Origin of the sequence: Roseovarius mucosus DSM 17069, from assembly GCF_000768555.3 — a bacterium.
Classification (GTDB): Bacteria; Pseudomonadota; Alphaproteobacteria; order Rhodobacterales; family Rhodobacteraceae; genus Roseovarius; species Roseovarius mucosus.
In genome coordinates this window covers 44423-65673 of sequence record NZ_KN293976.1, presented here as the reverse complement: position 1 = coordinate 65673, position 21251 = coordinate 44423, and the positions used below count along the sequence as shown (strand labels likewise).

Sequence of the window (21251 nt, the reverse complement as noted above, 5' to 3'; positions counted from 1 at the left end):
ACCCGTTACAAGAAGACCTGCCCCGAGCCTAACCTGATTACCGTGAATCGGTCAGCCGTTTTTATGCGGGCTGGCCTTTTTCCGACAGTTCATCGTAACAGGCGAGCGCTTTGGCGGCATACATCATCGCCGGGCCGCCGCCCATCTGGATCGACATGGCCAGCACGTCGCCCACTTCTTCGCGGGTGGCCCCTGTGCGAATGAGCGCCTCCATATGCAGGGCGATGCAGGGTTCGCATTTGGTTGCAACCGCAATGCCCAGGGCCACGAATTCCTTGACCTTGAAGTCAAGCGTGCCGCCTTCCTTGACGGCCTTGCCCAACCCGCCAAAGGCACGGGCGGTGTCGGGAATGAGCGCGTTGAGCGCGCGCAATTCCTGCCGGGTGGTCTCGATCTTGGTTGGCCAACTCATGTGCGTGCTCTCCATGCCTGTCTCTGTCCCGGCAGAAACCACGCCGCGCCGCGCGTGGCCTTGATCCAGATCAGGCGGGACGCTCAGCAATCAGCAGTACATTGTTGGCAGGCATCGCACGGGTTTCGATCAAGGTGAGCCCCGCGTCGCGCAGCCAATCCTGGACCTCTTTCAGATCCTTGTAGCCGATGGCGGGGTCCTGCGCGATCAGGCTGGCGTGGAACCGGGCATCGCCTTCGGATGTGGCCTGACCCTCGCGCAGGAACGGCCCGTATAGCGCAAAGCGCCCCGCCGGGGCGAGGGCACGGGCCACCTCTTGCACCAGCGTTTGTGCCTCTGGCGTCGAGATGAGGTGCAGAAGGTTGATGAGCACGATCAGGGCGCGCTCGCCCGCCTCTGTGCCCCAACCCGCTTGCGTCGCGTTGAGGGGCATGGCCGCGCGCAGATTGGGCAATCCGGCCTCGGCCGCCCAAGCGTCGATGCTGGCGCGCCGCGCAGCGTCCACCTCGGTCGGTTGCCAATCGAGACCGGGCATCGCGCGGGCAAAGCCCACGACATGCTGACCCGTGCCGCTGGCAATCTCGAGCGCGCGGCCTGTCGCGGGCGCGATGCCGACCAGAGCCTCGGTGATGATCGCCGCGTTGCGCTCGGCAGAGGGTGCGTGCAGCTTGGCCCCGTCGCCCGCGTGCGCGATCGAGGCGGTTGGCGGCAGGGGGCGTTGCGCCATCGGCTCAGGCCTCTTCGGTGCGGTCGGTGGCGGGGGGCGGTGCGGGGCTGAGGGCGGCAATCCGCGCATAGAGGGCCGCGTCCATCTCGAAATCGAGGGCGGCCAGCGATGGCGCGATCTGCGCGGCAGAGCGGCCGGAAATGATCGGCACTGGATGGGCCGGATGCTGCGCCGCCCACGCCACCGCGAGGGTGGCAGGATCGGTGCCCAACTCTTGCGCAATCTCGACAAGGGCAAGCGCCGCCTCTTGCATCCAGCCTTGACCATAACGGATGGCGTAGCGTTCATTGCCCGTGAGCCGCCCGGTTTCGCCGCGCGCGTATTTGCCCGTGAGCAATCCGCCGGCCAGCGGCGAATACCCCGCCACCACCATCCCTTCGGAGGCGGCCATCGGCAGGATTTCAACTTCGGCCTGCCGTTTCACGAGGCTATACATCGGTTGCAGGATCGAGATCCTGAGGTCGAATCGCGCGGCGATGCAGGCGGCCTTCATCACCTGCCACGCGGCGAAATTCGACAGGCCGACATGATTGATCTGCCCGCGCGCGCGCAACTCGGCGAAGGTTTCCAGAGTTTCCTCAAGCGGCGTGTCGGGATCAAAGCGGTGGAGGTAGAGAATCTCGACCTTGTCCATGCCCAAACGCTGGCGGGAGATGTCGAACTGCGCGAGGATGTTCTCGCGCCCCGCCCCGCCGGAATACCCGGCTTTGGTGGCAATGGTCAGCCGGTCGCGATGTGGGGCCGCGAACCGCCCCAAGAGCGTTTCCGCAGCGCCATCGGTATAGAGATGCGCGGTGTCGAAATGGGTGATGCCCGCGCCGAGGCAGGCGTCGAACATGGCGCGCGAGGCGGCCTCGTCTGCGGCATCGCCGAATTGCATGGTGCCAAAGGCAAAGCGGCTGGCCGGGGTTCCGTCGGGGGAGGTGATTTGCATGGTCATGGCGCAGAGATTGCCATGTGGATGTTGCAAAGAAAAGCTGTCACCTTGAAAGTTGAGAGCCATGGGCTTAGGCGGGGGGAAACGGAAGCAAACCCGGACCCGTCGCAAGGAGCGCGCGCGCATGAAAATGCATGAAACCTTCATCAAGCCGATGCACCCCGAGGGGCGCAAGTTCGTGGCGATCTTTGCGCTCGTCACGCTTGCGCTTTTCATGGTCTGGGATGTGCTGGGCTGGATCGGTGTGGGCCTCACGGTGTGGTGCTACTATTTCTTTCGCGATCCCGCGCGTGTGACGCCAGAGCGCCCCGGCCTGATCATCAGCCCCGCGGATGGCATCGTGTCGTTGATCGAACCGGTGGTGCCGCCTGCCGAACTGGGCCTGCCGGACACGCCGCTCACCCGCGTCAGCGTGTTCATGAGCGTGTTCAACTGCCATGTGAACCGCGCGCCGGTCGCAGGCACCATCAAGACGGTGGCCTATCGCCCCGGCAAATTCCTCAACGCCTCTCTCGACAAGGCGAGCGAGGATAACGAGCGCAATGGCGTGGTGATCGAAATGGCCGATGGGCGGCTCTTGCCGGTGGTGCAGATCGCCGGATTGGTGGCGCGGCGGATTGTCTGTTTCGTGAAACCGGGCGCGGCCATTGGGCGTGGAGAGCGGTTTGGTCTCATTCGTTTTGGCTCTCGTCTCGATGTGTATCTGCCCCAGGGTGTTGCCCCGAGTGTGCGCGTGGGTCAGACCATGGTGGCGGGGGAAACCGTGATCGCGGAGTTGGATCAATGACGCCAGACCCCGAGCCCCACGCGCGCCGCGAGGTAACGCTGGCGCAGCTTTTGCCCAACATGCTGACCGTGGCCGCGATCTGTGCCGGGGTAACGGCAATCCGGCTCGGCGTGCAGGGGGACTATGTGCGCGCGGTGCAGCTCTTGCTCATTGCCGGGGTTCTGGACGGTCTCGATGGACGTCTGGCGCGGCTTTTGCGCAGTTCGAGCGCCATGGGGGCCGAGCTTGATTCGCTGGCGGATTTTGTCAACTTCGGCGTCGCGGCCCCGCTGGTGATCTATTACTGGGGCCTTCAGGATGCGCGACAGGCTGGCTGGATCGCGGTTCTCTTCTTTGCTGTGTGCTGCGTCATGCGTCTGGCGCGGTTCAACGTCAGCGCGCGCGAAGAGGGCGGCAAGGGCGGATCGGGGGCCTATTTCCAGGGATTGCCCTCGCCCGCAGGCGCGCTTCTGGCGATGCTGCCGATGTTCGTGACCTTTGCGCTGCCCGATATGTCCCCGCCGCCTGCGTTCCTCACCGGGCTCTACATGGCCGGGGTTGGCCTACTGATGATTTCGCCGGTGCCGATCTGGTCGTTCAAGAAAACCCGCATCTCGCGCGAGAACGTCAAGTTTTTCCTCTTGGCCTTTGCCTGTGTCGCGGCGGCGCTGGTGATCTTTACCTGGGCGGCGCTGATCGTGATGTGTCTGGCCTATGTCGGCATGGTGATCTGGGCTGCGCTCTTCTGGTATCCCAACGAGGGTTAATCGAGATAGGCGTCGGCCCTCTGACCCGCACGCTCGTGATGGATTGGCAGGGTGCGGCCGTACAGCTGTTGGCAGCGTTCGGGCGTGCCCACCATTCCCGGCTCTTCGACATAGGACAGGATAGCAACGTAACGCGGGGTCTTGCCGCGCAATGGTGCGACCCGGTGAAGCGAATAGCGCCCCCGGAAGATCTGAAGATCGCCGGGTTCCAGCACAAGCGTTCTGACCTTGTCCGAGGTGCCATCCAGCACCTTTTCGACCTCGGCGAAATTCTCGCCCCCGGCGCGGATATTGGGCGCATATTCAAACGCGCCTCCCTCATCGGCATTCTGAAGCGCGATGGTGACGGTGAAATTGTTGGTGTCGAAATGCCACGGGAATCCGTTGCCTTCATCGGCGGCATTCACGATCACATCGGCCAGCGGATCGGCATAGGGATAGAAGTTTTCTTCCTCGAGACAGTCCTGAATGAACGTGGTCAAGGCGGGATATTCATAGAGCCCGCGCAGCGGGCTTGCGGATGGAAAGTTGTCCGCCGGGATAAAGCTGTTGGAGCGCTCGAAGAACCGTCGGCGCGGATCGGTGGCGGGCAGGCTCGGGTCGTCCTTGGTGAAATAGGGGTTGGTGCGGTTGAAGGACCGAAACGCCTTGTCCGCAACGCCCTCTGCCTGCGCGCGCAGGATGTCCACACCTGCCGGGGTGAGGAACCCCTTGAGCACCGCACAGCCATCGCGGCCAAGATCGGCCCGGACGCGGGCAAGGACCGCGTCGCGCGCCAGCCCCCCTTTGGTGAACCGGGTAGCGGTCAAGATCAATCAGGGATTCGGGGGTGCCCATGGTCTGTCTCCTGGCGGTGGATATGCCAAAGAGTATGGCCTGCATCGCGCGCGTCTGTTCTGAAACCGACCGGCGGGGATGTCGCGAGAATAGCCCCCGCGATGAACGCAAACAGCCGCCGGGTTACCGGCGGCTGTCGTATCCAGACCTGTCCTGGCGGCTTAGTTCGGAATCTCGCCTGTCAGCCCCTCGACATAGAAATCCATACCCAAAAGCGTGCCATCATCGGCGACCTCGCCCTCGGCCAGCCAGTCCGACCCGTCCTGCTTTTTCAGCGGGCCGGTGAAGGGGTGATAGCTGCCCTCGGCCATGGCCGCCTTGAGCGCCAGTGCCTCGGCCTTTACATCCGCAGGCACCGCATCGGAAATTTCGCCAATGCCGACCATGCCCGGCCCGATGCCATCCCATGTCTGCGTGCTCTCCCATGTCCCGTCAATCACCGCCTGCGTGCGGGCGATGTAATAGGGCGCCCAGTTGTCGATGATCGACGACACGCGCGGGAAGGGGGCGTATTCGCCCATGTCCGAGGCTTGTCCGAAGGTCACGATATTGCCGGCCTTTTCGGCGGCGGCCTGCGGCGCGGTGGAATCGGTGTGTTGCAGGATCACGTCGGCGCCTTGCTCGATCAATGCGGTGGCGGCGTCGGCCTCTTTTGCGGGGTCAAACCATGTATAGGCCCAGATGATCTTGAACTCGACATCCGGGTTGACCTTTTTCGCGTGGATATAGGCCGAATTAATGCCGCGAATGACCTCGGGGATGGGGTAAGATGCGATATAGCCCACGATGTTCGATTTGGTCATCTTGCCCGCGATATGGCCCTGAACCGCGCGCCCCTCGTAGAAGCGGGCGGAATAGGTCGAAACATTGGGCAGGGTCTTGTAGCCGGTGGCGTGTTCGAATTTCACGTTCGGGAATTTCTCGGCCACCGCCAGCGTCGCCTCCATGAAGCCGAAGGAGGTGGTAAAGATCAAGTCCGCGCCCTGGAGCGCCATCTGCGTGATCGCGCGCTCGGCATCGGCGCCCTCTGGCACGCTCTCTCGATAGACGGTTTCGACAGCGTCGCCAAACTGCGCCTCGACAGCCTGACGTCCCTTGTCATGCTCATAGGTCCAGCCACCATCGCCGATGGGGCCCACGTAGATAAAGCCGACCTTGGTCTTGTCCTGCGCGACGGCGGCACTTGCCAGACCAAGGGCCAGTGCGGCAGAGGTCAGTAGATGCGTGAGTTTCATTCGGGGTCTCCCTGTTGTGATCTTTTGATGTGATCTTATTGCGAGGCGTGAAAGATGCGGCCAAGCGAGCCGGGCGCGCGGGATTTGTCCGCCGACATGATGACCAGCACGAGGATGGTGATCAAGTAGGGCGACATGGAAAGATATTCCACCGGTATGGCGACACCTGCTGCCTGAAGGTTGAGCTGCAACACGGACACCCCGCCAAAGAGCCACGCGCCAAGCAGCACGCGCCCCACCTTCCATGAGGCAAAGACCACGAGCGCCAGCGCGATCCATCCCGCACCCGAGGTCATGCCTTCGGTCCATTGCGGCACGCGCACGAGGCTGAGATAGGCCCCGCCCAGACCCGCGCAGGCCCCGCCAAAGAGGATCGCCAGAATACGGATGCGCACCACCTTGTAGCCAAGCGCATGTGCGGCCTCGTGGTTTTCGCCCACCGCGCGCAGGATCAGCCCGGCGCGGGTATATTTCAACAGCCCCCAGACCAGAGCCACAAGCGCAAGGGCGACATAGACCATCAGATCATGGGAAAAGAGCACCCGCCCGACAAAGGGCAGATCGCTCAGGACAGGCAGGTCGAGCCGGGTGGTCGGCGGCGGCTTGATCCCGACATAGCCCTGCCCCAGCAGGGACGACAGGCCAAGACCAAAGAGCGTGAGCGCCAGACCGCTGGCCACCTGATTGGCAAGGGCCAGTTGCGTCAAGAGCGCGAAAAGGAGCGCCAGAATGGCCCCCCCGACGGCGGCGGCGACAAAGCCCACGAACGGCGATCCGGTATTGACGGCCATCGCAAAGCCGCAGATTGCGCCGGTGATCATCATGCCCTCAACCCCGAGGTTGAGCACCCCCGCCCGCTCGACGACCAGCTCGCCAAGGGCTGCCAGCAGGATGGGGGTCGAGGCCACGATGAGCGAGGCCAAAAGCAGCGCCGGATCAATCGACGAGAGGACCATCACGCCACCTCCTTTGTCGCCAACCGGATGCGGTAATTGGTCAGCAGGTCAACGGCCAGCAGGAAGAACAACAACATCCCCTGAAAGAGCTGGATCGCGGCGGCGGGCAGGCCCATGTTGGATTGCGCCAGTTCGCCCCCGATATAGGTGAGCGCCATCAAGAGCCCCGCAAGCAGGATACCGAACGGGTGCAACCGGCCCAGAAAGGCCACGATGATCGCGGTAAACCCATAGCCCACGTTGAAATCAATGCTGACCTGCCCCGCGGGCCCCGCCACCTCGAAGAGGCCAGCCAGACCGGCCAAGGCCCCCGAGGTGCCAAGACAAAAGAGCACGAGCCGCGCCGGGCGCACCCCGGCGAACCGCGCCGCGCGTGGGGCCTGACCGGCCAGCCGGATGTGATACCCAAGAAGGTGTCGACTGAGCAGCACATAGGCGAAAATGACCGCAATCAGCGCGGCCACCACCCCCCAATGCATGCCCGTGCCGGTGATCAGCTCTGCGTTATGGGCGCTGTCATATTGGCGCAGGTTGCGCGAGCCGGGAAAACCGCGCCCCTCGGGGTTCTTCATCAGGCCAAGCGCCATGGCCGCCAGCAATTGCTCGGCGACATAGACGAGCATGAGCGACACGAGGATTTCATTGGTGCCGAACCGCAGCTTGAGCACGGCCGGGATCATGCCCCATGCCCAGCCCCCCAACGCGCCCGCCAGCACCATCAGCGGAAAGATCAGCGCGCTTTCCGCTGGATAAAAGGCAAGCGCCACACCCGCACCCGCAAGCGCGCCGACGATATATTGTCCTTCGGCCCCGATGTTCCAGATGCCGGCGCGAAACCCGAGGCTGAGGCCAGTGGCAATCAGCACCAGAGGCGCGCCCTTGATCAGAAGTTGGGGCCGGTAATAAAACGCGAACTCGCCAAAAAGCGGCTGCCAGAAGATCGTCGAGATCGCCGCGACCGGGTCCTGGCCCAGGGCGGCAAAGAGCGCACCCCCCGCCACCATGGTGATCAGCACCGCCAGAACCGGCGTGGCCCATGTCCAGAATTGCGAGGGTTGGGGGCGCTTTTCCAGTTTCAGCATGGCACGCGCCCAGGCTTCTTTTTGGTAAAAATACTCAAAAACAACGGGTCAGACATGCGCCACCTCCATGCCATGCGCGCCGCCCATCATCAAACCGATCTCTTCGACGCTCAGGCCTTGGGTGGGCCGTATCTCCGAGAGCCGCCCCTCGCTGAGCGCACCGAAGCGGTCGGAAATCTCGATCAACTCATCCAGATCCTGACTGATGCAGATGACCGCCGCGCCACCGGCGGCGAGATCGAGCAAGGCTTGCCGGATTGCTGCGGCAGCGGCGGCATCGACGCCCCAGGTGGGCTGATTGACCACCAGAACCTCGGGTCGTTGCAGGACTTCGCGGCCAATGACGAACTTTTGCAGATTGCCGCCCGAGAGCGCCCGCGCGGCGGTGCCGGGGCCCGGTGTGCGCACGTCAAAGCCGGTGATGATCCGGCGGGCAAAGGCCTCGGCTGCGTCCCATTTGAGAAAGCCGCGATTGACCAGGTTTTCCCGCGCCGCGCCGGTCAGGATCGCATTTTCCGTCAGGCTCATGTCCGGGGCTGCGGCATGTCCCAGCCGTTCCTCGGGCGCGGTGAGCAGACCCATGGCGCGGCGCTGGCTGGGGCCGTGCTGGCCGATGGTCGCACCCTTCAGGCGCAGGGTCTCTGCCGGCACCGGCATTTCCCCCGAGAGCACGGCCAAAAGCTCATCCTGTCCGTTCCCCGCCACCCCGCCGATGCCCAGTACCTCTCCGGCCTGCACGGCAAAGGAAATCGCGTGCAGCGCGGTGCCGAACTGTCCCTGTGCCGCGACCGACAGGCCGGACACCTCCAGCAGAACATCGCCTTTGCCACCCCGGGCCCGTTCCGGCGCGGCAAAGCTGGAACCCACCATCAACTCGGCCATCGCGCGGGCCGAGGTCTCGCGGGGGGTGCAGGTGCCCACGTTGCGGCCCTGCCGCAGAATGGTGGCATGATCGCAGAGCGCCCGGATTTCCTCGAGCTTGTGCGAGATATAGAGGATCGCCACGCCTTCGCCGGTCAGCTTGCGCAGGGTCTGAAAGAGGATTTCCACCTCTTGCGGCGTCAGCACGCTCGTTGGCTCGTCCATGATCAAGAGGCGCGGCTCCTGCAAGAGGCAGCGGATGATCTCGACCCGCTGGCGTTCGCCTGCCGAGAGGTCGCCAACCGTGCGGTCGGGGTCAAGCGGCAGGCCATAGGTCTCCGAGACCTCGCGAATGCGGGTAGCCAGATCGCGCATTGGCGGTGGGTTCTCCATCCCGAGGGCCACGTTCTCTGCCACGCTCATCGCATCAAAGAGCGAGAAATGTTGAAACACCATCGCCACCCCGGCCAAGCGCGCGGCATGGGGGTCATGTGGAGCATAGGGCGCACCGCGCAGCGTCATGGTGCCGCTGTCGGGCTTGACCAGACCATAGATCATCTTGACGAGGGTGGATTTCCCGGCGCCATTCTCGCCCAGAAGAGCATGCACCTCGCCCTCGCGGATAGCAAAGGATACGGCGTCATTGGCGACAACCCCGGGATAGGCCTTGGTCAGACCCGAGACGGTCAGCAAATCGCCTGTCACGCGGTTCTCCTTCGGTCTGCGGCCCTGATGCCCGGTTCTTTCAGTAGCGCAGCCGCCACGCCAAGCGCAATGGCTTGCGGGTGTTTGCCAAGGTTCGGATCGCCAATAGGGCAGGAAATGCGTGAAATCTGCGCGTCGGAATGCCCGAGAGCCGCCAATCGCTGCCGAAACCGCGCCCATTTGGTGGCAGAGCCGATCAATCCCGCGCCTGCGAAAGGCCGTTGCAAGAGCCGGTGGCACAGCTCCAGATCCAGCGCATGATCGTGGGTCACGATGATATGCGCGGCACTGTCCTGGGCATCGCCGAGCGCGCGCAGGGGATGATCCGAAGCTGTTATCGACGCGGGCAGGTGGCTCAACATCTCTGGTCGTGAATCCGCCAGCGTCACCGCCAGATCGGGCAAGGGGGCGAGCATGTCTGCCAAGGCGCGGCCGACATGGCCCGCGCCATGGATTACAACCGGATACCGGGGCGGCAGGCGCTCGATCAGCCAACCCTCCGACCATGAGATCGCGGCATCTGCCCCTTGCCACGGCATGCGGGGGGCGCGGTCTGCGCCGGGTTCGATCCGCCGCGCCCAGACACCCGAGTGTGTGAGCGCCTCTGCTGCCTCTTCCACCCGGTGATCGTCAAACCGCTCGATCACCAGAACCACCGCCCCGCCACAGCATTGCCCAAGGGCAGGGCCGAGCGCCTGGCGCAGCACGCGGGCGTGCGCGCCTTCGGCCAAAAGCGCGCGCGCGGCGCCTGCTGCCGCATGTTCCAGCCGCCCACCTCCGATGGTACCTGATTGCCCGCCGGGCCAGACCAGCATGGCGGCCCCGGCGGCGCGCGGGGTCGAGCCTCGGGTCGAGGTAATGACAACCCGCGCAATCACGTCCTCGCGTGCGACGGCCGCGCGCAGATCATCAAGGTCACGCATCGGCGCGCGCCCTCTGGCGTGCGATGGCGCTCAGCACGCGTTCTGGTGTGGCCGGGGCATCGAGCGACGGATAGCCCGGACCAAACGCCGCCACCGCAGCACTGAGCGCCATCAGGGCCGAAATCCCAAGCATGAAGGGTGGCTCGCCCACGGCCTTGGAGCGGTAGATCGTCGGGCGCGGGTTCTCTCCCTCCCACAGCGCCACGTTGAACACTGAGGGCCGATCCGAGCAGGCGGGGATCTTGTAGGTGGAGGGCGCGTGGGTGCGGAGCCGCCCGGCGGCATCCCAGACCAGTTCCTCGACCGTAAGCCAGCCTGCCCCCTGCACATAGCCGCCCTCGATCTGCCCGATGTCGAGCGCGGGATTGAGAGAGGCCCCGCAATCATGCAGGATATCGGCGCGCAGGATGCGGTACTCGCCGCTCAGCCCGTCCACCACCACCTCGGTCACGGCGGCACCATAGGCGAAATAGTAAAAGGGGCGACCCTCCCCCTTGATCCGATCCCATGCCAGATCGGGCGTCTTGTAAAACCCGGTCGCGGACAGGCTGATGCGCTGCTCGTAGCAGAGTTTGGCGGCTGCGGCAAAACTCAGGCACCGAGTGCCGATCTGCACATGGCCCGCGCTGAACTGCACCGCGTCTGGCGCACCACCATAACGCTCTGCCAGACAGGCGGCCATCCGGTCCCGGATCGTGTCACAGGCCGCCTTGACCGCCATGCCATTGAGATCGCTGCCGGAACTTGCCGCCGTGGCCGAGGTGTTGGGCACCTTGGCGGTATCGGTCGCGGTGATCTTGATCGCCTCCAGCGGCAGGCCAAAGCGCGCGGCGGCCACCTGCGCCACCTTTTGAAACAGGCCTTGCCCCATCTCGGTGCCGCCATGATTGAGATGCACCGAGCCATCCTGATAGACATGGACCAAGGCCCCGGCCTGATTGAGGTGGCTCAGCGTAAAGGAGATGCCGAACTTGACCGGCGTCAGCGCGAGCCCCTTCTTGAGCACGGGGTTACGGGCGTTCCACGCCGCCACCGCAACCCGCCGCGCGGCATAGTCCGAGGTGTCCATCAGCCGCTCGGTCATCTCGTGCAGGATGAAATCCTCGACCTCCTGCCCATAGGGCGTGACCTGCGGCTTCATCTGGCCCGAAATACCTTCGGGGGGGCGCGCAGCGCGGGGGGCAGACAGCCCCCCTCCGGCGCTTGCCGCATAGTAGTTGCGGCGACGCACGGCGAGCGGGTCCAGCCCGAGGGTGTGGGCCACGTGATCCATCACCCGCTCTATGCCCAGCATGCCCTGCGGCCCGCCAAAGCCGCGAAAGGCGGTGGCCGAGGCGGTGTTGGTGCGCAACCGATGGCTCTCGATCCGCACGGCGGGCAGGTGATAGGCGTTGTCGGCATGCAGCATGGCGCGGTCGGCCACCGGCAGCGACAGGTCTTGCGACCAGCCACAGCGCGCGTAATGCACGAACTCCACCCCGGACAGTCGGCCGGTGTCGTCAAAACCGGCTCGATAGGTGATGCGGAAATCATGGCGCTTGCCGGTGATCACCATGTCATCGTCGCGGTCATAGCGCAGTTTGCAGGGTTGGCCCGTGTGCCGCGCCGCGACGGCGCAGGCGATGGCGGGGGCGTTGGCCTGACTTTCCTTGCCGCCAAAGCCGCCGCCCATGCGTCGGGTTTCCACCCGCACCGCATGCATGGGGCGACTGAGCGCATCGGCCACCTTGTGCTGCACCTCGCTGGGGTGCTGGGTCGAGGCGTGGATCACCATGTCGCCCCCCTCTTGGGGCAGGGCGAGCGCGGCCTGACCTTCCAGATAGAAATGCTCTTGCCCGCCCATCTCGATCACGCCGTCAATCGTGTGGGCCGCCTCGGCGATGGCGCGGGCGGCGTCGCCCCTTTGCCAGATGCGCGGCCCCTCCTCGAAGCGGCTATTGGCGGCAAGGGCCGCGTCGATGCTCAGGAGGGGGGGCGTTTCTTCGTAACTGACCTGCCCTTGGCGTGCGGCGCGGCGCGCGGCAAGGTGACTGGTCGCGATCACCAGAAAGAGCGGCTGGCCATGGTAATGCACGTCGCCGGTGCACAAGAGCGGCTCGTCATGCGCCGAGGGCGAGCAATCGGCCCCCTGTGGCAGATCGGCAGCGGTCAGCACGGCAACGACCCCCGCGCTCTGGCGCACCGATGCAAGGTCCATTTCGGTCATGCGACCGGCCGCAATGGTGCTTAGGCCAAAGGCCAGATGCAGCGTGCCGCGCGGGCTGGGAATATCGTGGACATAACGCGCTGTCCCCGTCACATGCAGACGCGCGGCATCATGGGGCAGAGAGCGGGCGACGGTCATGGTTGCACCTCGAGAACCGAAGTGGCGATGCCCTGATCCTCGAGAAAGTAGCGCATCAAGAGGTTGCGGGCCACGTCGAGGCGATAGTCGGCAGAGGCGCGCATATCCGAGAGCGGCGCGAAATCCTGCGCCCAAGCCACGTGGCTGGCGGTGATCGTCTCCTCGGTCCAAGGTTGGCCAATCAGTGCCGCTTCGACCGCCTGTGCGCGTTTCGGGATGCCCGCCATACCGCCAAAGGCGATCCGCGCGGCGGTAATCCTGCCTTCGTTCACGGTGATGTTGAAGCAGCCCAGAAGAGCCGAGATATCCTGATCAAAGCGTTTCGAGATCTTGTAGCAGCGCAGGCGGTCGGGTTGGCGGGGCAGGGTGATGGCCTCGACCATCTCACCCGGCGCACGGCCCTGCTGGCCGTAGTCGAGAAAGAATGCCTCGAGCGGTATCTCGCGGCGGGTCTCGCCATGGCGCAAGTGCAGAGTGGCCCCGAGGGCAATGAGCGCGGGGGCGTTGTCGCCGATGGGCGAGCCATTGGCGATATTGCCCCCAAGCGTGGCCGCCGCGCGCACCTGTTCCGAGCCATAGCGCCGCAGCATCGCGGCATAGGAGGGGTGAAAGGGGGCAATCGCCTGCATCAGCGCCGCGATGGTAACCCCGGCGCCAAGGCGGATCTCCGTATCCGAGATGTCGATCTTGCGCAGATCGGCGCAGCCCCCGAGAAAGATCGGAAGGTCGAGATCGCGCAATTGCTTGGTAATCCAGAGGCCCACGTCGGTCGCCCCCGCGATCAGCGTGGCCTGCGGGTGGGCGGCATAGAGGCGCGCAGCCTCATCGGCGCATCGGGGGTGCAGCGAGGAAGGGGGGCTGTCTGCCCCCCGCCCTGCGGGCCCCCCCGAAGGTATTTCCGGCCAGATGACGGCGCGGTCCTCGGTTATCCATGCGGGAATGGGGGCGGTTTCGGCGGCGCGGGCGGCGCGCAGGATCGGGGCATAGCCCGTGCAGCGGCAAAGGTTTCCCGCCAGAACCCGATCGTGATCCCGCTCGCCATTGAGATGCGCACAGGCCATCGAGGTGATGAACCCCGGCGTGCAGAAGCCGCATTGCGAGCCGTGATGCGCGATCATCGCCTCCTGGACCGGGTGCAACTGGCCCTCGGGGCCGCTGACCCCTTCGACCGTGCGCACCGCGCGCCCGGCGAGTTGCGGCAGGAGCAGGATGCAGGCGTTGAGCGGGCGCGCGCCGGTCTCGTCACTGACGATCACCGTGCAGGCGCCGCAATCGCCTTCGTTGCAGCCTTCCTTGGTGCCTGTGAGACCGCGCGTCTCGCGCAGCCAGTCGAGCAGGGTTGTCGTCGGGGTCACATCCCGAAGCGCCACGCTCTCTCCATTCAGAAGAAACGTGAGGGTCATGAGCCGATGCCCGCCGCGTTACCTATGTCTGCCCCGGATTGCCTGACCTTCGATGCGGCGTAGAAGGCGGCGGGCTTTGCCTGTCATGGACTGATGAAAGCCGGGGGCGGGCGTTTTGGCAAGTCTTTTGTTCCCCCGCAGCCGGGGCTAGGGTGGCATGCATGAGCACTGATCCCCGATTCATCCACCTGCGGGTGCATACCGAATATTCCCTGCTGGAGGGGGCGATGCGGCTCAAGAAGCTGCCGGGTCTCTGTGTGGCCGCAGGCATGCCCGCCGTGGCCGTGACCGATACCAACAACATGTTCTCCGCCCTCGAATTTTCCGTCAGCGCGCAGGGGGCGGGTGTGCAGCCCATAATGGGCTGTCAGGTTGATCTGGCCTATCTCAGCCCTGCCCCCGGTGAACGCGCCAAACCGCCTGCGCCCATCGTTCTTCTGGCGCAGAGCGAGCAGGGGTATGAGAACCTTATGAAGCTCAACTCGTGCCTCTACTTGCGCGGCGACGGCAGCCTGCCGCATGTGGCGCTGGACGAGCTGGAGCGGCATGCCGGGGAGGTGATCTGCCTAACGGGTGGGCCGGATGGGCCGGTGGGGCGTCTTTTGCAAGGCGGGCAGCGCCCGGCGGCAGAGGCGCTGATGCAGCGCTTGGCACAGGCGTTTGGCGACCGGCTCTATGTCGAGTTGCAGCGTCATCCCGGCGAGGGCGGTGCGCCCGAGGTCGAACGTCTGACCGAGCGTGGGCTGATCGAGATGGCCTATGCCATGGATCTGCCCTTGGTGGCGACCAACGATGTCTATTTCCCGAAATCGGACATGTATGAGGCGCATGATGCCATGCTCTGCGTGGCCGAGGGCGCCTATGTCGATCAGAGTGCGCCGCGCCGCCGCTTGACCCCGCAGCATTATTTCAAAAGCCAGGACGAGATGGCGGCGCTCTTTGCCGATCTTCCGGAGGCGCTTGAAAACACGGTCGAGATTGCGCGCCGCTGCGCCTTTGGGGCCTACAAGCGCAATCCGATCCTGCCGAAATTCGCCGATGACGAGGTCGAGGAACTGCGCCGTCAGGCGCGGGAGGGGCTCAAGGCCCGGCTGGCCGTCATCCCCCATGCCGCCCCGGTCGAAGAGTATGAAAAGCGGCTGGAATTCGAACTGGGCATCATCGAAGGGATGGGCTTTCCGGGGTATTTCCTGATCGTGGCCGATTTCATCAAATGGGCCAAGGATCACGCGATCCCGGTGGGGCCGGGGCGGGGGTCTGGCGCGGGCAGTCTGGTGGCCTATGCACTGACCATCACCGACCTTGATCCGCTGCGCTACAGCCTGCTCTTCGAGCGGTTCCTGAACCCGGAGCGGGTCAGCATGCCCGACTTTGACATCGACTTTTGCATGGATCGCCGCGAGGAGGTGATCCAGTATGTGCAAGAGAAATATGGCCGTGACCGGGTGGGCCAGATCATCACCTTCGGCGCGCTCTTGTCCAAGGCCGCCGTGCGCGACATCGGGCGCGTGCTGCAAATGCCCTATGGGCAGGTGGACCGGCTGTCCAAGATGATCCCGGTCGAGGGCGTGAAGCCGGTGAGCATCGAAAAGGCGCTGGCCGACGAGCCGCGCCTGCGCGAAGAGGCCAAGAATGAAGAGGTCGTGGACCGGCTCTTGACCTATGCGCAGCAGGTCGAAGGGCTGTTGCGCAATGCCTCAACCCATGCCGCGGGTGTGGTGATTGGCGACCGGCCCTTGGATGAGCTGGTGCCGGTCTATCAGGACCCGCGTTCGGATATGCCGGCCACGCAGTTCAACATGAAATGGGTGGAACAGGCGGGACTGGTCAAGTTCGACTTTCTCGGCCTCAAGACGCTGACGGTGATCCAGAACGCGGTGGACATGATCCGCAAGGCGGGCCGCCCGCTGAATGTGGCGGCGGATGGCACCGTGCTCTATGATCCCCCTGCAGGGTTCGAATATGACATCGGGGCAATCCCGCTCGATGACGAGAAATCCTATCGGCTCTATGCCAGTGCCAAGACTGTCGCCGTGTTCCAAGTGGAATCCAGCGGCATGATGGATGCGCTCAAGCGGATGAAGCCGACCTGCATCGAGGACATCGTGGCGCTTGTGGCGCTCTACCGTCCCGGTCCGATGGAGAATATCCCGACCTATTGCGAGGTAAAGAACGGTCTGCGTGAGCTCGAGTCCATCCATCCGTCGATTGACCATATCCTAGAGGAAACCCAGGGCATCATCGTCTATCAGGAACAGGTGATGCAGATCGCGCAGGTGATGGCGGGCTATAGCCTCGGCGGTGCCGACCTCTTGCGCCGTGCCATGGGCAAGAAGATCGCCGAAGAGATGGCCAAGGAACGCCCGAAATTCGAGAAGGGCGCGATGGAGAATGGCGTCGACAAGAAAAAGGCCAGCGAGGTCTTTGACCTGCTCGAGAAATTCGCCAATTACGGCTTCAACAAATCCCACGCGGCGGCCTATGCGGTGGTCAGCTATCAGACCGCCTGGCTCAAGGCCAATCACCCGGTCGAGTTCATGGCTGGGGTGATGAACTGCGATATTCACCTGACCGACAAACTGGCGGTTTATTTCCAAGAGGTGAAAAAGGGGCTGGGCCTGCCTTGGGCTGCGCCCTGCGTCAACCGCTCCGAGGCCACGTTCGACGTGCGCGATGGCGTGTTGCACTACGCGCTGGGTGCGCTCAAGAACGTGGGTGTCGAGGCGATGAAGCTGATCACGACGGGGCGTGGCGACCGGCCCTTTGCCACGCTCTACGATGTGGCGCAGCGGGTCGATCTGAAACGGGTGGGCAAGCGCCCGCTCGAAATGCTGGCCCGTGCCGGGGCGTTTGATGCGCTCGACCGCAATCGCCGCCGCGTGTTCGAGAGCATCGAGGCACTGATGAGCTATTCGGCGGCGATCCATGAGCAGAAGAATTCGAGCCAGGTCTCGCTCTTTGGCGAGGCGGGCGATGATCTGCCTGAACCGCGATTGGCCCCGGTCAATGATTGGCTGCCTGCCGAGCGGCTGACCGAGGAATTCAAGGCCGTTGGGTTCTACCTCTCGGGGCATCCGCTCGACGATTACATGACCGTGTTGCGGCGGCAGGATGTGAAAACGCTGGACGAGGTGACGGCACAGGCCGAGCGCGGTCCGGCGCTGGTCAAGATGGCCGGGGTCGTGGCCGGGCGGCAAGAGCGGAAATCGGCGCGCGGCAACCGCTTTGCCTTTGCGCAGCTGAGCGATACGACCGGCGGTTATGAGGTGACGATATTCTCGGACACGCTCGAGAAATGCCGCGAGTTTCTGGAAACCGGCGCGCAGGTGGTGATCACCGCCGAGGCCACGCTTGAGGCGGATCAGTTGAAATTGCTCTGCCGCGCGGTGCAGCCGATTGACGGGATGGTGGCCGGGGCGGGCGCGGTCGGCTTGCGGATTTTCGTGGATCAGCCAGGGGCGATTGGATCGGTCGCCACGGTCTTGCAAAGCGCCAGCCAAGCCGCGCGCGGTGCGCGCCCTGGCCCGATCCATTTCTGCCTGATGGGCGCGGACCTGCCCGGCGAGGTCGAGATTGACAGCGGCGCGGAATATCCCGTGACGCCGCAGATCAAGGGCGCGATCAAGAGCCTGACCGGCGTGGTGATGGTCGAAGAAATCTGACGACTTCTGCGTAGTTGTCCCGGGCCTGAACCGGGACCTCCGGTTGTAAGATAACCCCGTGTCAGTAATGCGGCGGGCGCTCGTCGCCAAGGATTACGCCGCCATCGCTCTCGCCCTGCCGGGCAGCTTCGCGCGCGAGCAGCATCTCGACCCGGACGCGCAGGCGGTCAAGCTCGCGGTCCTGGCGCGCGATCACATCCGACAGGTCATCAACCGTGCGGATCAGGTGGGCCAGTTTTTCTTCTATTTCGGTCATGGTATCGGATTACGCGCGACAGCGCCTTTGGTCAATCGCGCAGCCGCCTTGCCCCGACGCGGCCCTTGGGCTAGACCGCGCCACGACAGATGCCGCAAGGACGCATTCCATGGCCAAGCCCAAGAAAGAGCCCCGCCCCAAGGCCGAAACGCCCAAAGGGTTCCGCGATTATTTCGGCGCAGAGGTGACGACGCGCGCCGCGATGCTGAACGCGATTGCCGGCGTCTATCATCGCTATGGCTTTGACGCGCTGGAATCGAGCGCGGTCGAAACGGTCGAGGCGCTGGGCAAGTTCCTGCCCGACGTGGACCGGCCGAACGAGGGTGTCTTTGCCTGGCAGGACGAGGACGAGAAATGGCTGGCGCTTCGCTATGATCTGACGGCGCCCCTGGCCCGCGTCTATGCGCAGCACCGCAACGATTTACCGACGCCATACCGACGCTATGCCATGGGTCCGGTCTGGCGCAACGAAAAGCCGGGACCGGGGCGGTTTCGCCAGTTCTATCAATGCGATGCGGATACGGTCGGCACGGCCAGCATGGCCGCCGATGCCGAGATTTGCGCGATGCTCGCGGATGCGCTGGAAGAGGTGGGAATTCCGCGCGGCGATTACGTGGTGCGGGTGAATAACCGGAAGGTGCTGAATGGGGTGTTGGAGGCGACGGGCGTCACTGAGCCAGACCAACAGGCCGCCGTGCTGCGCACCATCGACAAATTCGACAAGGTGGGCGAGAGCGGCGTGCGTGAGTTGCTGGGCAAGGGGCGGCTCGATGCGTCGGGGGCGTATATCGACGGCGTAGGGCTGAACGAAGATCAGGCGGCTCCCGTGTTGGCGTTTCTAACTTCAAAGGGTGGCAGTACTGCTGAAACTCTGGCCAACCTGCGCGTCGCGGTTGGAGCCTCTGAGATGGGCGTGCAAGGCGTCAACGAACTCGAAGAAATCGCCAGCCTCCTCGCCGCGCAAGGTTACGGCCCCGACCGCATCGTCATCGACCCTTCCGTCGTCCGTGGCCTTGGCTACTACACGGGCCCCGTCTTCGAGGCCGAACTGACGTTTGAAATTCTCGACGAGAAAGGCCGCCCGCGCCAGTTTGGCAGCGTGGCAGGCGGGGGACGTTACGACGACCTTGTCGCGCGCTTCACCGGGCAGCAGGTGCCTGCCGTTGGGGTCAGCATCGGCGTGGATCGCCTGCTTGCCGCGCTTCATGCCAAGGGCAAGATCAGCGGCGCAGAGCGTGGGCCGGTGGTTGTGACCGTGATGGACCGCGACCGGATGGCGGATTATCAGGCGATGGTTGGCGAGTTGCGCCAAGCGGGTATTCGCGCCGAAGTCTACCTTGGCAACCCCAAGCACTTTGGCAATCAGATGAAATACGCCGACCGGCGCGGGTCTCCGGTGGCGATCATCGCCGGGGGTGACGAGTTCGCCAAGGGCGTGGTGCAGATCAAGGACCTGATCCTTGGGGCGCAGATCGCCGAGAATGCGACCGTGGAGGAATGGAAGGAACGCCCCAGCCAATATGAGGTGCCGCGCGCCGGGTTGGTGGACAAGGTTCGCGACATCCTCGCGGAGCAAAGCTGATGCCGGAACGTGCCGCGATCCGGGCTGAGGCCGCACGGCTGCGCGCGCTCTTTGAGGGGGCGGGCGCGCTGCCGGTGGAAACCTCTGTCTTGCAACCCGCCGAGGTGCTCTTGGACCTTTACGGCGAGGATATTCGTGCGCGGGCCTATGTGACCTCGGACGCGCTGCGCGGCGAACAGATGCTGCGCCCCGATTTCACCGTGCCGGTCGTTCAGATGCATATGGAGCATGGCGCCGAGCCCGCGCGCTATACCTATTCCGGCGAGGTGTTTCGCCGTCAGGAAGAGGACGCGGCCCGCGCCAATGAATACACGCAGGTAGGGTTCGAGATCTTCGAGCGGGCGGCACCTGAGGCCGCGGACGCCGAGGTCTTTGCGATGTTCTTTGACATCCTGCGACCGCTTGGCCTGCGTGCGGCGACGGGCGACATCGGCATCCTGATGGCAGCGGTCGAGGGGCTGCGCACCACCGAGCGCCGCAAGGCGGCGCTCCGGCGGCATATCTGGCGGCCCCGGCGCTTTCGCGCGCTGATGGATCGGTACTCGGGGCGCGCCGTGGTGCCCGAGGCGCGTGCGGCCCTTCTGGCGTCGGCGGATCCGATGGCGGGGGCAGAGCCGATGATCGGGCTGCGCGGCCCGGACGAGATTGCAGGCCGGATCACGGCGCTGCGCGAGGATGCGGCGGCCGGGCCGATTTCCGCCTCTGAGGTGCAGCTGCTGGATGCCATCCTCGCGGTGCGCGAAACCAGCGACAACGCGCTGGAGCGGCTGCGCGATATTGCGGTGGACATGCCCGCCATTCATGGTGCGGTGGACCGTCTGGCGCGGCGGCTGACGGCGATGTCAGAGCGCGGACTGGACATCACCAAGCTGGATTTCGAGGCGAGCTATGGGCGCACGCAGATGGAATATTACGATGGCTTTGTCTTTGGCTTTTATGCCGAGAGCCGCCCTGACCTGCCGCCCATTGCCACGGGCGGCCGCTATGATGCGCTCACCCGACAGTTGGGTCGCGGGCGCGAAATCCCGGCCGTAGGCGGCGTGATCCGGCCCGGTCTGGTGCTGGGCCTTGGGGGTGCGACATGACCCTGAAACTTGGGGTGCCGTCCAAGGGGCGGCTAATGGAGAAAACCTTTGACTGGTTCGCCAAGCACGGCATCACGCTGGGGCGCTCGGGGTCAGAGCGCGAGTATGCGGGGTTTGTGCAGGGCATTGAGAATGTCGAACTGGTCCTGCTCTCTGCCGGGGAAATCCCGCGCGAACTGGCCGCCGGGCGCATCCATCTGGGGGTGACGGGCACCGACCTAATCCGCGAAAAGCTGGGGCAGTGGCAAAATCAGGTGGCGGAGCTGGCGGAGCTGGGCTTTGGTCAGGCCGATCTGGTGCTGGCGGTGCCGCGCTGTTGGGTGGATGTGAGCTATCTTGACGATCTTGACGCCACCGCCGCCGCGTTTCGGCTCAAGCATGGGTTTCGCTTGCGCATCGCCACGAAATATCACCGTCTGGTGCGGGATTTCCTGCGCGAGAATGGCGTGGCGGATTATCAACTGGTGGATAGTCAGGGCGCGACCGAAGGCACCGTCAAGAACGAGACCGCCGAGGCCATTGCCGACATCACTTCGACCGGCGATACGCTGCGGGCCAATCACCTCAAGGTTCTGGATGATGGGCTGATCCTCAAGTCACAGGCGACGCTCTTCAAGTCGCGGGTGGCCCCGATGGAGCCTGAGGATCGGGACACGCTGCGCGTGCTCAAGCAAAGGCTGGATCTGGAATGAAAACGGGGCGGTCCATCAC

18 protein-coding genes are annotated in these 21251 nt (G+C 64.5%); 6 read left to right on the top strand and 12 right to left on the bottom strand.

The window, feature by feature from the left end:
* Positions 1-61: 61 nt before the first annotated feature.
* From ROSMUC_RS04165 to ROSMUC_RS04155, 3 genes are all read right to left on the bottom strand, one after another.
* Positions 62-412 (bottom strand): carboxymuconolactone decarboxylase family protein, encoded by a 351-nt coding sequence (locus ROSMUC_RS04165; RefSeq protein ID WP_037270413.1) that lies wholly within the window; start codon positions 410-412, stop codon positions 62-64.
* 70 nt (positions 413-482) lie between these two features.
* Complete coding sequence (locus tag ROSMUC_RS04160) at positions 483-1139, bottom strand: DUF938 domain-containing protein (RefSeq protein WP_037270036.1); 657 nt, start codon at positions 1137-1139, stop codon at positions 483-485.
* A 4-nt stretch (positions 1140-1143) separates the two neighbouring features.
* The gene (locus tag ROSMUC_RS04155; protein WP_037270411.1) at positions 1144-2079 is read right to left on the bottom strand and encodes an aldo/keto reductase; all 936 of its coding nucleotides are present in this window, start codon (positions 2077-2079) and stop codon (positions 1144-1146) included.
* Positions 2080-2200: 121 nt separating this feature from the next.
* On the opposite strand from ROSMUC_RS04155, the gene ROSMUC_RS04150 reads away from it, so the two are divergent.
* Positions 2201-2863 (top strand): phosphatidylserine decarboxylase, encoded by a 663-nt coding sequence (locus ROSMUC_RS04150; protein WP_037270409.1) that lies wholly within the window; start codon positions 2201-2203, stop codon positions 2861-2863.
* Positions 2860-3609, top strand: a complete 750-nt coding sequence (locus tag ROSMUC_RS04145) for a CDP-alcohol phosphatidyltransferase family protein (protein ID WP_037270034.1) — start codon at positions 2860-2862, stop codon at positions 3607-3609. The genes ROSMUC_RS04150 and ROSMUC_RS04145 overlap by 4 nt, the downstream gene beginning before the upstream one ends.
* Here ROSMUC_RS04145 and ROSMUC_RS04140 read toward each other — a convergent pair.
* The 8 genes from ROSMUC_RS04140 to xdhA form a co-directional block, all read right to left on the bottom strand.
* Positions 3606-4418 carry a phytanoyl-CoA dioxygenase family protein gene (locus tag ROSMUC_RS04140; protein WP_245875108.1) on the bottom strand — a complete coding sequence of 271 codons (813 nt, stop codon included), beginning with the start codon at positions 4416-4418 and terminating at the stop codon, positions 3606-3608. The two genes, ROSMUC_RS04145 and ROSMUC_RS04140, sit on opposite strands and share 4 nt — an antisense overlap.
* 189 nt (positions 4419-4607) lie before the next feature.
* The gene (locus ROSMUC_RS04135; RefSeq protein ID WP_037270032.1) at positions 4608-5681 is read right to left on the bottom strand and encodes a BMP family ABC transporter substrate-binding protein; all 1074 of its coding nucleotides are present in this window, start codon (positions 5679-5681) and stop codon (positions 4608-4610) included.
* Between the two features lie 35 nt (positions 5682-5716).
* The gene (locus ROSMUC_RS04130; protein WP_037270030.1) at positions 5717-6637 is read right to left on the bottom strand and encodes an ABC transporter permease; all 921 of its coding nucleotides are present in this window, start codon (positions 6635-6637) and stop codon (positions 5717-5719) included.
* Entirely contained in the window at positions 6637-7719 is a 1083-nt protein-coding gene (locus tag ROSMUC_RS04125) for an ABC transporter permease (protein WP_037270028.1), read from the bottom strand. Before ROSMUC_RS04125 ends, ROSMUC_RS04130 begins: the two co-directional genes overlap by 1 nt.
* 48 nt (positions 7720-7767) lie before the next feature.
* Positions 7768-9285: an ABC transporter ATP-binding protein gene (locus ROSMUC_RS04120; protein ID WP_037270026.1), complete on the bottom strand. Its 1518-nt coding sequence runs from the start codon at positions 9283-9285 to the stop codon at positions 7768-7770.
* On the bottom strand, positions 9282-10208 hold the full coding sequence (gene xdhC, locus ROSMUC_RS04115; protein ID WP_037270024.1) for a xanthine dehydrogenase accessory protein XdhC: 927 nt from the start codon (positions 10206-10208) through the stop codon (positions 9282-9284). Before xdhC ends, ROSMUC_RS04120 begins: the two co-directional genes overlap by 4 nt.
* Entirely contained in the window at positions 10201-12552 is a 2352-nt protein-coding gene (gene xdhB, locus ROSMUC_RS04110; protein WP_037270022.1) for a xanthine dehydrogenase molybdopterin binding subunit, read from the bottom strand. The genes xdhC and xdhB overlap by 8 nt, the downstream gene beginning before the upstream one ends.
* The gene (gene xdhA, locus ROSMUC_RS04105; protein ID WP_037270021.1) at positions 12549-13955 is read right to left on the bottom strand and encodes a xanthine dehydrogenase small subunit; all 1407 of its coding nucleotides are present in this window, start codon (positions 13953-13955) and stop codon (positions 12549-12551) included. The genes xdhB and xdhA overlap by 4 nt, the downstream gene beginning before the upstream one ends.
* A gap of 161 nt (positions 13956-14116) precedes the next feature.
* Between xdhA and dnaE the strand changes: the two genes are divergently transcribed.
* Positions 14117-17617 (top strand): DNA polymerase III subunit alpha, encoded by a 3501-nt coding sequence (dnaE, locus tag ROSMUC_RS04100; RefSeq protein ID WP_037270020.1) that lies wholly within the window; start codon positions 14117-14119, stop codon positions 17615-17617.
* Positions 17618-17678: 61 nt separating this feature from the next.
* On the opposite strand, the gene ROSMUC_RS04095 is transcribed toward dnaE, so the two are convergent.
* Positions 17679-17873: a SlyX family protein gene (locus ROSMUC_RS04095; protein ID WP_037270019.1), complete on the bottom strand. Its 195-nt coding sequence runs from the start codon at positions 17871-17873 to the stop codon at positions 17679-17681.
* A 109-nt stretch (positions 17874-17982) separates the two neighbouring features.
* On the opposite strand from ROSMUC_RS04095, the gene hisS reads away from it, so the two are divergent.
* From hisS to hisG, 3 genes are read left to right on the top strand one after another with little or no spacing between them, the layout of a single operon-like run.
* Positions 17983-19455 carry a histidine--tRNA ligase gene (gene hisS, locus ROSMUC_RS04090; protein WP_037270407.1) on the top strand — a complete coding sequence of 491 codons (1473 nt, stop codon included), beginning with the start codon at positions 17983-17985 and terminating at the stop codon, positions 19453-19455.
* The gene (locus tag ROSMUC_RS04085) at positions 19455-20540 is read left to right on the top strand and encodes an ATP phosphoribosyltransferase regulatory subunit (RefSeq protein WP_037270018.1); all 1086 of its coding nucleotides are present in this window, start codon (positions 19455-19457) and stop codon (positions 20538-20540) included. Before hisS ends, ROSMUC_RS04085 begins: the two co-directional genes overlap by 1 nt.
* The gene (gene hisG, locus ROSMUC_RS04080) at positions 20537-21232 is read left to right on the top strand and encodes an ATP phosphoribosyltransferase (RefSeq protein ID WP_037270017.1); all 696 of its coding nucleotides are present in this window, start codon (positions 20537-20539) and stop codon (positions 21230-21232) included. Before ROSMUC_RS04085 ends, hisG begins: the two co-directional genes overlap by 4 nt.
* Positions 21233-21251: the final 19 nt, after the last annotated feature.